The sequence below is a fragment of the Vibrio sp. YQ_11 genome (assembly GCF_043103065.1).
Taxonomy (GTDB): Bacteria; Pseudomonadota; Gammaproteobacteria; order Enterobacterales; family Vibrionaceae; genus Vibrio; species Vibrio parahaemolyticus.
The window spans coordinates 121,176-136,164 of record NZ_JBICJM010000010.1; the positions used below are offsets into that span (position 1 = coordinate 121,176).

12 protein-coding genes are annotated in these 14,989 nt (G+C 45.4%); 3 read left to right on the forward strand and 9 right to left on the reverse strand.

What is annotated here, in order from left to right:
- Window positions 1–168: 168 nt before the first annotated feature.
- Window positions 169–1,134 carry an ABC transporter substrate-binding protein gene (locus ACF8EG_RS07705; RefSeq protein ID WP_005461481.1) on the reverse strand — a complete coding sequence of 322 codons (966 nt, stop codon included), beginning with the start codon at window positions 1,132–1,134 and terminating at the stop codon, window positions 169–171.
- Between the two features lie 367 nt (window positions 1,135–1,501).
- Window positions 1,502–1,954, reverse strand: a complete 453-nt coding sequence (gene yfbV, locus ACF8EG_RS07710) for a terminus macrodomain insulation protein YfbV (protein WP_005461479.1) — start codon at window positions 1,952–1,954, stop codon at window positions 1,502–1,504.
- Between the two features lie 345 nt (window positions 1,955–2,299).
- Between yfbV and ACF8EG_RS07715 the strand changes: the two genes are divergently transcribed.
- Both ACF8EG_RS07715 and pta read left to right on the forward strand, forming a co-directional pair.
- The gene (locus tag ACF8EG_RS07715) at window positions 2,300–3,496 is read left to right on the forward strand and encodes an acetate kinase (protein WP_005461478.1); all 1,197 of its coding nucleotides are present in this window, start codon (window positions 2,300–2,302) and stop codon (window positions 3,494–3,496) included.
- Window positions 3,497–3,631: 135 nt separating this feature from the next.
- Window positions 3,632–5,776, forward strand: a complete 2,145-nt coding sequence (gene pta, locus ACF8EG_RS07720; protein ID WP_005461502.1) for a phosphate acetyltransferase — start codon at window positions 3,632–3,634, stop codon at window positions 5,774–5,776.
- Window positions 5,777–5,866: 90 nt separating this feature from the next.
- On the opposite strand, the gene ACF8EG_RS07725 is transcribed toward pta, so the two are convergent.
- The gene (locus ACF8EG_RS07725; RefSeq protein WP_069504695.1) at window positions 5,867–7,141 is read right to left on the reverse strand and encodes an MgtC/SapB family protein; all 1,275 of its coding nucleotides are present in this window, start codon (window positions 7,139–7,141) and stop codon (window positions 5,867–5,869) included.
- Window positions 7,142–7,426: 285 nt separating this feature from the next.
- Between ACF8EG_RS07725 and ACF8EG_RS07730 the strand changes: the two genes are divergently transcribed.
- A complete protein-coding gene (locus ACF8EG_RS07730) occupies window positions 7,427–7,849 on the forward strand; it encodes a hypothetical protein (protein ID WP_069504697.1) in 423 nt (140 codons plus the stop codon).
- Window positions 7,850–7,962: 113 nt separating this feature from the next.
- Here ACF8EG_RS07730 and ACF8EG_RS07735 read toward each other — a convergent pair whose 3' ends face one another.
- The 6 genes from ACF8EG_RS07735 to ACF8EG_RS07760 all read right to left on the reverse strand — a co-directional run bounded on the left by ACF8EG_RS07735 (window position 7,963) and on the right by ACF8EG_RS07760 (window position 14,755).
- Window positions 7,963–8,910, reverse strand: a complete 948-nt coding sequence (locus ACF8EG_RS07735) for a glutathione S-transferase family protein (RefSeq protein ID WP_029829328.1) — start codon at window positions 8,908–8,910, stop codon at window positions 7,963–7,965.
- A gap of 212 nt (window positions 8,911–9,122) precedes the next feature.
- A complete protein-coding gene (oppF, locus tag ACF8EG_RS07740; RefSeq protein ID WP_017447834.1) occupies window positions 9,123–10,115 on the reverse strand; it encodes a murein tripeptide/oligopeptide ABC transporter ATP binding protein OppF in 993 nt (330 codons plus the stop codon).
- Window positions 10,112–11,083, reverse strand: coding sequence for an ABC transporter ATP-binding protein (locus ACF8EG_RS07745; RefSeq protein WP_005482402.1), 972 nt, complete (start codon window positions 11,081–11,083; stop codon window positions 10,112–10,114). The genes oppF and ACF8EG_RS07745 overlap by 4 nt, the downstream gene beginning before the upstream one ends.
- Window positions 11,084–11,110: 27 nt before the next feature.
- On the reverse strand, window positions 11,111–12,013 hold the full coding sequence (gene oppC / locus ACF8EG_RS07750) for an oligopeptide ABC transporter permease OppC (RefSeq protein WP_005482423.1): 903 nt from the start codon (window positions 12,011–12,013) through the stop codon (window positions 11,111–11,113).
- 15 nt (window positions 12,014–12,028) lie between these two features.
- On the reverse strand, window positions 12,029–12,949 hold the full coding sequence (gene oppB, locus ACF8EG_RS07755; protein WP_025552621.1) for an oligopeptide ABC transporter permease OppB: 921 nt from the start codon (window positions 12,947–12,949) through the stop codon (window positions 12,029–12,031).
- A 132-nt stretch (window positions 12,950–13,081) separates the two neighbouring features.
- Window positions 13,082–14,755 carry an ABC transporter substrate-binding protein gene (locus ACF8EG_RS07760; protein ID WP_069504698.1) on the reverse strand — a complete coding sequence of 558 codons (1,674 nt, stop codon included), beginning with the start codon at window positions 14,753–14,755 and terminating at the stop codon, window positions 13,082–13,084.
- Window positions 14,756–14,989: the final 234 nt, after the last annotated feature.

Here is a 14,989-nt window from a genome sequence, read left to right on the forward strand (position 1 = left end):
AGATCGCTAGCAGCGATCTGACGTTACAACTTTCAACTTAGGTCGAGGTAAAGAGAGCAATCCGCTCAGAAAAAACTTTGCTCTCATAAACTTACGATTTACTAGCCCATTTTTCATGCTGAGACAAATGGGCCTGAGAGAAAGAGTCCTTACCTCAAGATAAGTGATTTACTGCATGCTAGTCGCACGTTGAACAACAGAACTCGGCAGTTGGATGCCCAACTTAGAAGCGGCGCTCTCATTGATGACCAAATCCGAACCCGTTGCGACTTTTACATCCAGCTTTCCTGGCTCTTGACCATCAAGTATGGCTGCTACGTAATCTGCCGTTTGCACACCGACTTGGTAGTAGTCAAAACCAAGGCCAGCAATCGCACCTTTTTCAACATAAGATGTTGCACCGCCAAAGACTGGTTTTTTCGCTTGGTTCGCCGCGACAATCATGCCTTCGATCGCACTCGCTACAGTGTTATCCGTAGGCGCGTAAAGGATGTCTGATTTTGCTGCGATGGCTTGCGTAGCAGATTGAACATCGGCACTTTTCAAAGCTGTGGCTTCCACCACTTTAATGCCTTTCGCCTCTGCACTTTCTTTTAGAAGGTTAACCAGCGTCACCGCATTCGCCTCACCAGGGTTGAAGACGACACCAATGCTTTTGACTTGAGGAAGGATTTCTTGAATGAGCTCAACGTGCTGAGCCACTGGAGACAGGTCTGATAAACCTGTTACGTTTTTGCCCGGCTGCTTCATCGATTTAACCAACTTGGCTCCTACCGGGTCAGTCACCGCAGTAAACACAACAGGAATAGTACGAGTCGCAGAAACCAGTGCCTGCGCTGACGGCGTTGCAATACCGACTAGCACGTCTGGGCTCTCTCCCACGTATTGACGCGCAATTTGCACCGCAATTGCAGGGTTGCCTTGTGCTGTTTTGTAGTCGAATTCTAAGTTTTTACCCTCTTCATACCCTTTTGCTTTCAATCCATCTAGCAAACCTTGGCGAGTGGCATCCAAAGCTGGATGCTCAACGATCTGAGAAACCGCAACTGTTGCGGTATTAGCAAATACATGGGTGGAAGAAAGAATAGCAGTAGCGGATAGAACGGCAGTGGCTAATAAACGTTTCGTTTTCATCATAACTCCTTGATGTGTCTTCGTCCTTGTTTCACGAGCTTCAGCAATATGTGGATACTCATGAGATCAAATGTGAGAAGGCGTGATGTTGTGTTTGCGTATCTGTGCACTTCTTGTGCATCTTATTTTTATTATTACTACTAAGTCTTAGTAAAGAAAAGAAACATTTAACACTAAGGCAACATTTGTGATCGCAAGATAGCATTCTATTACGCAACAATGTAATGCACTCAAACGTAGCTAGAGGATGGTTGCGGGCTAAAGGCTTAGCCCCACTGCGAATACTGCGCGATGAGGATATAGACAAAACAAAAAATGGAGTGGCAATTGCACACTCCATTTAAAAATTGTTGAACGCTAAAATGAGTTAGAACCAGCGCTCTAGTGAGGACTTATCAAGCTGGCGGAAAGCACGATTCAAAATTATTGCGAGCTCTTTATAACGAGGTCGCGCTTTAACTGGCTCTAAGGCAAAGCCTGTTTCCACGATTTTTTGATGAAGTTCGCGATACCAAGAAGCCAATGATGGCGGTAATTTGGTGTTTGAGCGAGCACCGAGCCACCAGATACCTTGCAAAGGCAAGCTGATAGCAAACAGGGCAACGACAATAGATTGAGGTAACGCGTTGTAATTGTTGAACGCCATTTGAGTGAGAACACTGATAGCAGCGACAGCCGGCATGACTTTAATGCCAAAACGAGTCGCTTTGATAATACGTTGCTCAGGAAATATGGCACCCAGCTCTTTACGAACTGGCCAGATCTCCATGTAACTTTGGCCGTCTTTCAGGCTATGGATCAATCCGACTTTATTACTCATACCGCTCTCTCACTAAAAAATAGTTGAACATTTCAACTGAAGGTGCAAAAAATTGATGAAAGTTAATATTCTTTCAAATTTTTTTTGTTATCATTGCCTATTATCGCTATCCTTTGCAGACCCTCAATCTCATTGTTGCTGTTATTTACAATTTAAGCAACTCCGAGATATCTATCTGCACGGATCGCATCATAGTGATGGATGGGTTCATCACTATTTCTTTATATGGAATTAGAACGATTTTTGACCAAGATTAGTACGCAGCATTGCTGGTATCGGCTATTCTTGTGATTAATTTTTCATCCTTTAACTGATTTTGATCAGACGAATAACAGGTAGTCACACATGTCTAAGCTAGTTTTAGTTTTAAACTGCGGTAGTTCTTCTCTTAAATTTGCTGTTGTTGATGCCGAGAACGGCGAAGAGCATCTATCAGGTCTTGCTGAATGTCTTCACCTTCCTGAAGCACGTATCAAGTGGAAACTTGATGGCAAACACGAAGCTCAACTTGGTAACGGTGCAGCACACGAAGAAGCACTAGCGTTCATGGTAGAAACTATTCTTGCTTCTAAGCCAGAGCTTTCTGAGAACCTAGCTGCTATCGGTCACCGTGTAGTACACGGCGGCGAGCAATTCACTCAGTCTGCACTTATCACTGACGACGTACTAAAAGGTATCGAAGACTGTGCAACTCTAGCACCACTTCACAACCCTGCACACATCATCGGTATCAAAGCAGCTCAAAAATCTTTCCCAGCACTTAAAAACGTTGCTGTGTTCGATACTGCTTTCCACCAAACAATGCCTGAAGAGTCTTACCTATACGCTCTTCCATACAACCTATACAAAGAGCACGGTATCCGTCGTTACGGCATGCACGGTACTTCACACCTATTCATCACTCGTGAAGTTGCAGGCCTACTAAACAAACCAGTTGAAGAAGTAAACATCATCAACTGTCACCTAGGTAACGGTGCTTCTGTATGTGCAGTTAAGAACGGTCAATCTGTAGATACTTCAATGGGTCTAACGCCACTTGAAGGTCTAGTAATGGGTACTCGTTGTGGTGACATCGACCCTGCGATCATCTTCCACCTACACGACACTCTTGGTTACTCAGTTGAGAAAATCAACACAATGCTAACTAAAGAGTCTGGCCTTCAAGGTCTAACTGAAGTGACTTCTGACTGTCGTTTCGTTGAAGACAACTACGGTGAGAAAGAAGAAGCAACTCGTGCAATGGACGTGTTCTGTCACCGTCTAGCTAAGTACGTTGCTGGTTACACTGCAACTCTAGATGGTCGTCTAGACGCAATCACTTTCACTGGCGGCATCGGCGAAAACTCTGCACCTATCCGTGAAATGGTTCTAAACCGTCTAGGTATCTTCGGTATCGAAGTAGACAGCGAAGCTAACCTTAAAGCTCGTTTCGGCGGCGAAGGCGTTATCACTACTGAAAACAGCCGTATCCCTGCAATGGTTATCTCTACTAACGAAGAGCTAGTTATTGCTGAAGACACTGCACGTCTAGCAGGTCTTTAATTGAATTTTCTGGCTAGCCACTTGGCTAGCCAGATTTTCATCCAACGAATTTCTTAGGGGCTCAACTCCTATTCTTCGAGCGTCATGGAATAAGAGTTGAGCTTTTATCCCCCAATAGCTAAAGGTACTCTACGAATGTCTCGTACTATTATGCTTATCCCTGCAAGTGCTGGTGTTGGTCTAACTAGCGTAAGCATGGGTGTTCTTCGCGCAATGGAGCGCAAAGGCGTTAAGGTTTCTTTCTACAAACCAATTTCTCAACCACGTTCTGGTGGTGATCAACCTGATCTGACTTCTACTATCGTTGGCCACAACAGCGATATGAAGATCGGTGAACCTATGGCGATGTCTGTTGCTGAGAGCCTAATCGGTAACGACAACATGGACGAGCTACTAGAAACTGTTGTTGAGCGTTACAACCAAATCAATAAAGATGCGGATGTAACACTTATCGAAGGTCTAGTACCAACTCGTAAGCACCCATTCGCTAACCAAGTGAACGCTGAAATCGCAGCAACACTTGGCGCAGAAATTGTTCTAGTGGCTACTCCAGGCACTGATAACCCAGCTCAACTTAAAGAGCGCATCGAAGTAGCATGTTCTAACTTCGGCGGTACTAAGAACAAAAACATCTCTGGCGTTATCATCAACAAGCTAAACGCACCTGTTGACGAAGCTGGCCGTACTCGCCCTGACCTATCTGAAATCTTTGACGATGCAGACAGCGCGAAGCAAAACGAAATGAAAGTGATGGAAATCTTCAACACTTCTCCAATTCGTGTACTAGGTTGCGTGCCATGGAGCATCGATCTTATTGCTACTCGTGCAATCGACATGGCGAAGCACCTGAAAGCAGATATCATCAACGAAGGTGACATCAACACTCGTCGCATCAAGAGCATCACGTTCTGTGCACGTTCTCTGCCAAACATGATTGAGCACTTCAAACCAGGTTCTCTACTTGTTACTTCTGCAGACCGTCCAGACGTAATCGTTGCAGCTTCTCTAGCGGCAATGAACGGCGTTGATATCGGTGCTGTACTGCTAACTGGCGGTTACGACATCCCACGTGAGATCGAAGGTCTATGTAAGCCAGCATTCGAAACTGGTCTACCTATCTTCAAAGCACAAGGTAACACTTGGCAGACTTCTCTAAACCTACAGAGCTTCAGCATTGAGGTACCTGCAGACGACAAAGAGCGTATCGAGTTCATTAACGAGCACGTTGCTGGTCACATCGACGGTAACTGGATCGAGTCAATGACGGAAGGTACTCAAAAATCTCGTCGTCTAAGCCCACCAGCATTCCGTTACCAGTTAACTGAACTTGCTCGTAAAGCAGGTAAGCGCATCGTTCTTCCTGAAGGTGATGAGCCACGTACAGTGAAAGCAGCGGCTATCTGTGCAGAGCGCGGCATTGCAGAATGTGTGCTTCTAGGTAACCCAGCAGAAATCAAACGCGTTGCAGCGCAGCAAGGTGTTGAGCTAGGTGCTGGCGTTCAAATCATCGACGCTGATGCTATTCGCGAAAACTACGTTGCTCGTCTAGTTGAGCTACGTGGCGCGAAAGGCATGACTGAAGTTGTAGCTCGTGAGAAACTACAAGATTCAGTATTCCTTGGCACAATGATGCTTGAGAACAACGAAGTTGACGGCCTAGTTTCTGGTGCTGTTCACACTACGGCGAACACTATCGTTCCTCCGTTCCAAATCATCAAGACTGCACCAAACGCGTCTATCGTATCTTCAGTATTCTTCATGCTTCTGCCTGATCAAGTACTGGTATACGGTGACTGTGCAATCAACCCAGATCCAACAGCTGAACAGCTTGCTGAAATCGCTATCCAATCTGCTGACTCTGCAGCAGCATTCGGTATCGAACCACGCGTTGCAATGATCTCTTACTCTACTGGTGAATCTGGTAAGGGTGCAGACGTTGATAAAGTACGTGAAGCAACAAAACTGGCTCAAGAGAAACGTCCTGATCTTATCATCGACGGTCCTCTACAGTACGACGCTGCGATCATGGAAAACGTTGCTGCTTCTAAAGCACCAAACTCTCCAGTTGCAGGTAAAGCGACAGTATTCGTATTCCCAGACCTAAACACTGGTAACACGACTTACAAAGCGGTACAACGTTCAGCAGACCTAGTATCTATCGGTCCAATGCTGCAAGGTATGCGCAAGCCAGTAAACGACTTGTCTCGTGGCGCGCTAGTAGACGATATCGTGTACACCATCGCTCTAACAGCAATCCAAGCAACTCAAGAACAGAAGTAATTCTTTTCTCTGCTTGAATGAATAGTCAAAGCCCTCGATTCGTCGAGGGCTTTTTTGTTGTTCAAGACACACGGTTTAGAAAACAGATACTCAATACAAGACAAAGAACATCAGTGCCCCAACGGCAACACATCCCACCATCACAGGCGCGACCCTAAGCCATAATTTTTTGTCTCCTATCGCGACAACCATACTCATCTTAACAATGGTATTGACCGATGCGGCAATTAAGATACCCAGCGCGGCGGTGGTTACGCTCAATATTTGGATGCTCTGACGACCGAGCGCCAAGGAAATCGCGTCTACATCCGTAATCCCTGAAAGGGCCGATAAAATTAAGACACCCGCATTACCGAACCACTCAGCAAGCGCATGTGACAGCAGTATAATCACCGCCAGCATCATCCCAAAAAACAGCGCCGATTGCAGTGCGAGTGGGTTGCTCTGTTTGTTCGATTGTTCGATCTGTTCCACTTCGCTCCGCCGCCATATCCACCAAGCAGGCAAATACAGCGCCGCCATCATGGCCATCACAATCGGCCATAGTAACGAGACAAGTTGAGGATTAATCACAAACAGAATAATCAACAGCCGAGGAAACATGGTGCCGCAACTCAAGAGTATGCCACTGGCGAGCAATGGGCTGATATTGGCTTGCTCCCGAGAAAGATGGGAAAACTGCAGCGTTAACGCCGTCGAAGAACTTAAACCTGCAAAAATGGAGGTGAACAATATGCCACGTTTCGCCCCACCGATTTTAATTGCGAAATAGCCCACAAACGAAATACTGGCAATCAATACGACCATCCACCAAATTTCGTAAGGGTTAAGAGCGTTCCAAGGGCCATAGGATTGATTTGGAAGAAGCGGCAATAACACGATGGAGATAATCAGCAACCGGAGCGCTGCATCTAGCTCGTATTCCTGTAATTTTTGCAACGCTTGGTGAAGTTCTCGTTTGTTGTCGAGCACCACTGCGGTAATCACAGCTGCAGATGCCGCAAGCACCGCCTCTCCCGACACAGCTAAACTGCCCAACACAAACGTCACCAACAAGCTAACCACGCCAGTAATACTGATATCGCGACTCTTCTTCTGCTGCATGATAAACGCGATACACGCCAATATCACCAACGCAATCAAGGCAAAACCAAGCAATAAAGGAGAATAGAGATCCGCAAGAATCGCGACAAGACCACCAAGTAACCCGACAAGAGAGAACGTACGAATACCAGCAACACGACTACCTTCAACACTATTTCGCATCACCCAGCCGCGCTGTGTCCCGATAATCGCGCCCAATAGCAAGGCAATAAGCAGATTCCAGATAAGATGCTCGCCAGTCGCAAACTCGTTGATATCCATGCATCACCCCGTTAAAAAGCGGTTGTCATATCATTAGTTTATTTGAATATTGGTAAGAAGCTGTGACGACAAGAAGATAATCTGAAACTAGCCATAGTTCCTGCCTTACCTGCGGGTCTTGTCCTGGCTTTTAACTATCACCAGAGCTCAATAATACAGAGCGATTTTCCCGATCCCGTTCAATTTATCGGCATTATTTTCATATCATCTGAACTTTCTTACGAGAAACTACGTAACGAAGATGGGATGCAATTACGCAATCTCACACATAAGTAAGGAATACATATGAACAAATCCATCAACAACTCATTCCTAAAGTTTGGTTTAGCTGCATGTCTGTTCAGTTTTTCTGCGTTTAGTTTTTCCTCTCCAAGTATTGAAGGCGCAGATCAAGATATGTCCACGGGCACCGTAACGGCAAAAATGGCTCATGCTGACGAAAACGGGTGGATGGTTGTACACCGAACAGATGAATCGATGAAGCCAGGCCCCGTGATCGGCTATGCTCCGCTTAAAATGGGACAAAATGAGAACGTGAATGCAATTTTGATGGAACCGGTTGAGTCTGGTGACATGCTGATGCTAATGGTCCACGGAGAAAAAGGTGGAATGAAGACGGGCGTATTTGAGTATTCACTCGGAGCCAAAGAAGATGGTCCTGTAAAGGTTGACGGTAAGTTGGTGATGGACATCGTCCGCGCTAAATAAGGCGAGCATATATTTAAAAATTGCCCCTCTATCTCCCAGTACTTAGCGTGAATAAAAGCCCTTAACAACGCAGTTCGTCGTTAAGGGCTTTGTATTGGATGAACCGTTACAAACTAACCGATCATTTCTCTTTGGTGAGGAGAACTAAAGTCTAAATCAGGCCCTTTAGGCACCACTTGCGTTGGATTAATCCCTGTGTGACTGAAGTAATAATGGCGCTTAATATGATAGAAATCGGTGGTATCGGCGATACCGTCAATCTGATACAACTCTTTCAGATAACCCTGAATATTGACGTAATCGGCAATGCGTTGTTTATTACACTTGAAGTGCCCAACGTACACTGCATCAAAACGCACTAACGTGGTGAACAAACGCCAATCGGCTTCCGTAATTTTATTGCCTGCTAGATAGCGATGGGTCGCCAGATGACCATCAATTTTATCTAAGGCCGAAAACAATGATTCAAAAGCCTCTTCATACGCTTCTTGCGAAGTAGCAAAACCGCAACGGTACACCCCATTATTCACGTTTGGATAAATGTAATCATTCCATTCATTAATCACACCGCGTAGTGGCTCGGGATAATAATCGTCATGATTGCCCGTGAGATCATTAAATGCGGAGTTAAACATACGAATGATCTCTGACGATTCATTCGACACGATGGTGTTGGTCTTTTTGTCCCACAAAACTGGCACCGTAACACGCCCTGTGTAGTCGGGTTTCGCTTGAGTGTAGATTTGGTGCATACGTGTATGACCAAACAGTGGCTCGGGTAAACCCATTTGCCAACCTTGACTGAGCATATCAGGGCAAACAACCGTCACATCAATGTGTGGCTCTAGACCTTTCAACATACGGAAGATAAGCGTTCGATGTGCCCAAGGGCACGCGAGAGAAACATACAAATGGTAACGGCCAGATTCTGGTTGGAATACCGCCTCTGAATCATTTTTAATCCAGTCACGAAATCCAGCGTCTTCACGAACGAACTTCCCGCCATTCGCTTTTGTGTCATACCACACATCGTGCCATACGCCTTCGACCAACTTACCCATGATTGCTCTCCTATTTCTTATGTCTCCCTTTATATTAGAGATTCATAAGAAACAGAAAATCATCACGCTTAGGACATCTTGTTCAAGAAATTCGAATGAGCATTGCAATTCATGTTCAAAGAAAGTGAGCATAAAAAAAGCGCGACCCTATTAAAAGGAATCGCGCTTAAGCCCGTCACAGGCTGAATTTACTTAACCTAACATTTGGTTGGTTACACGCTCACGTGAATACAAGAGACTGCGTGAATGTCTGTACCTTCAATCGTAGGTTTGGTTTTTGCACACTCTTCTGTCGCTTGAGGGCAACGAGTACGGAACACACAACCTGAAGGAGGATTGATTGGTGATGGCAGATCCCCTTCCAACATTTGGATGGTTTTATTGCGTTCTAACTCTGGGTCTGGGATTGGAACCGCCGACATCAGCGCACGCGTATAAGGGTGCTTAGGGTCTGCAAATAGCGCATCCGCTTCGCCTAACTCTACCGCGTTACCCAAATACATCACGAGAACACGATCAGAGATATGTTTCACCACTGACAAATCGTGCGCAATAAACACCAAAGAAAGTCCTAGCTCTTTTTGCAGCTCTTTCAGAAGGTTAACGACTTGAGCCTGAATAGAAACATCCAGTGCCGAGACTGGTTCGTCACAGATGATCATCTTAGGCTTAAGAATAAGCGCACGCGCAATACCGATACGCTGACACTGACCACCTGAGAATTCATGCGGGTAACGGTTGATTACGTTTGGCAATAGACCAACTTTCGCCATCATCTCTTTAACGCGGTCTTTCACTTCTTGCTTAGACAGTTCTGGATAGAACGTTTCTAGCGGCTCTGCGATGATGTCACCAACCGTCATACGCGGGTTAAGAGAAGCCAAAGGATCTTGGAAAATCATCTGGATTTCTTTACGTGTTTCACGGCGCTGTACATCTTTCATTTTGGTGAGGTCTTGGCCTAACCAAACCACTTCGCCATCGGTCGCTTCAACAAGTCCAATGATGGCACGTGCGAAGGTCGATTTACCACAACCTGACTCACCTACTACGCCAAGCGTTTCCCCTTCGTAGAGGCGCACATTTACGCCATCTACCGCTTTTAGGCTAGAAGGTTTTGACCAAGGCCACGCTGATTTTGATGCGATGCTGAAGTGAACTTTCAGATCAGATACATCCAGAATTAACTTTTTATCTGCGCTCATTTGTTCCAAGCCTCCCATTCAGAAAAACATGCACGCTGACGACCATCACCAAATGGCGTCAAGATTGGTGCTTCACGCTTACAGCGGTCCATCACACGATGACAACGCTCTTGGTAAGGGCAGCCCGGTGGTAGACGCAGTAAGTTTGGTGGATTGCCAGGAATGGTTGGCAGAATTTCACCTTCTGTATCCAGACGAGGGATCGCCTTTAACAGACCTTCCGCATAAGGGTGGCTTGGGTTGTAGAAAATTTCGTTTACGTTGCCGTACTCCATCGTACGACCTGCGTACATCACAAGCACTTTGTCACATGAACCAGCAACAACACCTAGGTCGTGGGTGATCATAATGATTGCCGTGTTGAACTCGGATTTCAGCTCGTTCAACAAGTCCATGATCTGTGCCTGAACGGTTACGTCCAATGCGGTTGTTGGTTCATCAGCAATAAGCAGTTTAGGACGGCACAATAGCGCCATCGCAATCATTACACGCTGACGCATACCGCCTGAAAATTCGTGCGGATACATGGTGATACGTTTGCGAGCTTCAGGGATTTTTACCGCTTCAAGCATGCGAACAGATTCTTCAAACGCTTCTGACTTGCCCATGCCTTTATGCAGCATCAACACTTCCATCAGCTGATCGCTCACTTTCATGTATGGGTTTAGCGAGGTCATCGGATCTTGGAAGATCATCGCGATCTGTTCTGCACGAACTTTGTTCAGCTCTTTTTCTGGAAGGTTAAGAATTTCTCGACCTTCAAATTTCGCACTGCCTGAGATCTTGCCGTTTTTCGCCAGTAGACCCATGATTGCGAATACAGTTTGTGATTTACCTGAACCAGATTCACCCACGATACCGAGAGTTTCGCCCTGCTTCAGAGAGAAGTTCAAATCGTTTACTGCGGTTACGATACCATCTTGGGTGGTAAATTCGACACGCAGATCTTTGACATCTAATAAGCTCATCATTGCTTCCTTAATCTTATCTTTTAATTATCTGTCTTTTGGATCCAGCGCGTCGCGCAGGCCGTCACCAACGTAGTTGAAGCAGAATAGAGTCACAACCATGAACGCCGCTGGGAATGCCAACTGCCAAATTGCTACTTCCATTGTTTGTGCACCTTCTTGTAGAAGTGCGCCCCAACTTGTCATTGGTTCCTGAACACCAAGACCAAGGAATGATAGGAATGATTCGGTCAGAATCATGCTCGGAATTAGAAGCGTAGAGTAAACCGCTACAATACCCAATACGTTCGGTACGATATGGCGAGTAATGATCTTCCAATTACTTACACCACAAACGTGCGCCGCTTCGATGAACTCTTTACTACGTAGGCTGAGTGTCTGACCACGTACGATACGCGCCATATCCAACCAAGCGATTGCACCAATCGCAACGAAGATAAGAATGATGTTACGGCCGAAGAAGGTAACAAGTACGATAACTAGGAACATGAACGGTACAGCGTACAAGATTTCTAGAATACGCATCATAATGCGGTCAACTTTACCGCCAATGAAGCCAGAAGCCGCACCGTAAAGTGTACCAATCAATACCGCTACGAACGCACCCATCACGCCAACCATTAGCGAGATACGGCCGCCGATTAGAGTACGCACGTACAAATCTCGGCCTAGACTGTCGGTACCAAACCAATGTTCAGAGTTTGGCGCAACGTGCATTGCATACCAGTCAGTATCGTCAAACGCGTAAGGAGCGATCATCGGCAGAACAATTACCGCCAACGTCATTAAAACAAGAATAAATAAGCTCACCATCGCCGCTTTGTTACGCATAAAGCGGATACGAGCATCTTGCCAAAGACTGCGACCTTCAATCTCTAAGTTCTCAGAGAATTTTTCAATCGCTTCTAGGTTTTCTTTTTTCGTCAACATAACCAAACTTCCCTGTTAGTAGCGAATTTTCGGGTCAATCATTGCAAGTAGAATATCTACAATCGCGTTGAATAAGATAAATAGGAAACCAATCAGAATGGTTACACCCATTACTAGCGAGTAGTCACGGTTAAATGCAGCGTTAACGAATAGCTTACCGATACCCGGTAAACCAAAGATGGTTTCGATAACAACAGAACCCGTGATGATGCCTACGAAAGCAGGACCCATGTATGAAACAACAGGAAGAAGTGCTGGTTTAAGAGCATGTTTGATGATGATGTAACGGTAACTCAGACCTTTAGCACGAGCAGTGCGGATAAAGTTACTGTTTAGTGTCTCAATCATTGAACCGCGAGTAATACGGGCAAACGTTGCAACGTAAAGCAATGACATACCAATAACCGGCAACACTAAAAACTGCCAGCTACCATCTTGCCAACCACCCGCAGGGAAAATGTGCCAATGTAGAGAGAATAGGTAAATCAGAGCTGGCGCCAATACGAACGACGGCATAACCACACCAAGCATCGCGGTCGACATTATGGTGTAGTCAACCCACGTATTCTGCTTGAGAGCCGCTATCGTCCCGACCGTAACGCCCATGACCAACGTAAAAATGAAGGCGATAAAACCCACTTTCGCTGACACTGGCAGAGCAACGGCGATCAACTCGTTGACGGTGTAATCTAGGTATTTAAACGATGGACCAAAATCACCTTGCAGAACGTTGATCAAATACGTTGTGTATTGCTCGAATACTGGCTTATCAAGGCCGTATTTCGCTTCAATGTTCGCCATAACTTCTGGCGGTAGTGGACGTTCTGTCGAGAAAGGGTTTCCCGGTGCAAAACGCATAAGAAAGAAAGATACGGTGATCAAAACCAACATTGTTGGGATCGCCTCAAATATCCTTTTTGCGATGAATTTAAGCATAAACTCACTCTTTCAGTCTGTGACAATTTAAATGAAAAAGAATAGTCCGATTTATTTTGGACTGAACATAGGCGCTACATGCAATTTCTCACATGCAGAGCCTAATTTTTATAGTTCTATCTGATTGAAGATTTACTCAGTGATGTAGAGATCTTTAGAGTAGATCTTTTCTTCCGCGTTGTTTGATGGGAAGCCACCCACTTTCGTAGATAGTAGACGTGATTTCACGTACTGGTAGATAGGTGCAATTGGCATATCCTTCGCCATTAGCTTCTCAGCTTCTAGGTAAAGCGCCTGACGCTCTTCGTTTGACGTAGAGCTGAACGCTTTATTCATAATTGCATCATATTCTTTGCTGTCGTAGTGAATACCACCAGTGGTGTTGTTGCTCATCATTAGAGTCAAGAATGACGAAGCTTCGTTGTAGTCACCACACCAACCAGCACGAGCAACTTCGAAGTTACCTGAGTCTTTTGTTGATAGGTATGTTTTCCACTCTTGGTTTTCTAGCGTTACATCTAGACCAAGTGTTTTCTTCCACATAGAGCCTAGAGCAACCGCAATTTTCTTGTGGTTCTCAGACGTGTTGTAAAGAAGGTTAAACTTAAGTGGATTATCTGCGCCATAGCCTGCTTCTTCCAATAGACGAGCCGCTTCTGCGTTACGCTCTTCTTGCGTCATCTTGCCGTAAGCAGGAATTTCTGGGTTGAAACCTGCTGTGATTTCTGGCGTTAGGAAGTAAGCTGGTTTTTGACCTTGAGCTAAAATCGCATCAGTTACGATGTTACGGTCAATCGCGTAAGAGATAGCTTGACGAACACGTACATCATCAAACGGAGCTTTCTTCGTGTTGAAGATGTAGTAGTAAGTACATAGGTTACCCGTCACAGATACTTCTTGTGGGTGCTCTTTCTTCAGACGCTTGAAGTGCTCTGTTGGCAGTTCGTTCGTGAAGTCGATTTCACCCGCTAGGAAGCGGTTCATTTCTGCAACTTGGTTTTCAATCGGTAGGAAAGTAACTTTCTCTAGTGTGGTGTTTTCGTTGTCCCAGTATTGCTCGTTACGCTTCAATACTAGACGCTCGTTCACAACCCAGTTGTCAACAACATAAGCACCGTTACCAACAAAGTTCTCTGGCTTCGTCCATTGATCGCCGAACTTCTCTACTGTCGCTTGGTGAACAGGTTTCACTGTTGTGTGGCCCATCATCATCACGAAGTAAGGTACAGCTGTATCTAGCTCTACCACTAGAGTGTGGTCATCCACAGCTTTAACACCCAGCTCGCTCTTGTCTTTTTTGCCAGCAACGATGTCTTTCGCATTCTTCATCTTGGTGTATTCCATGTACCAAGCGTATGGAGAAGCCGTTGCAGGGTCGACAGCACGTTGGAAACTGTAAACGAAGTCACCTGCTGTTACAGGATCGCCGTTTGACCATTTCGCGTCTTTGCGTAGGTGGAAAGTGTATGTTTTGTTGTCTTCAGTTTCCCAAGATTCTGCAACACCTGGGATAGTGTTACCGTCTGCGTCTTGGTTTACTAGGCCTTCAAGTAGGTCGCGAATCACGTGAGATTCAGGAACACCTTGAGATTTGTGAGGGTCTATTGTCGCAACTTCTGTACCGTTACCACGCACCAATTCTTGAACTGCTGCTAGTTTCGGTTCTGAAGAATCAGTTTTTGCTTCTGGTGCAGGTGCCGGCTGAGCCACCTGTTTTTCTTCTGGCTTATTGTCGCCACAACCCGCTAGGGCAAGAGAAAGACCAGCACCAATAAATAAAGCGCGCGTGATTTTATTCTTATACATGCGTAAAACTCCAAGTTTTTTCGTTAGCATCCATGACTTCTCTATAAGGGACTGGAACGGTCAGCGTTTTAGATTTTTTTAGTGCACTTTCTGAGCACAAAAGCCTAAAACCTTACAGAGACTGCGGCACACATTAGCAATCATTGAAGTAATTTGCCATAAAAATGTAGCAAAAAAACTAATAATTCTGTAATAACCGCACATATCTAGCAATAAACTCCAATACAAAAGCAT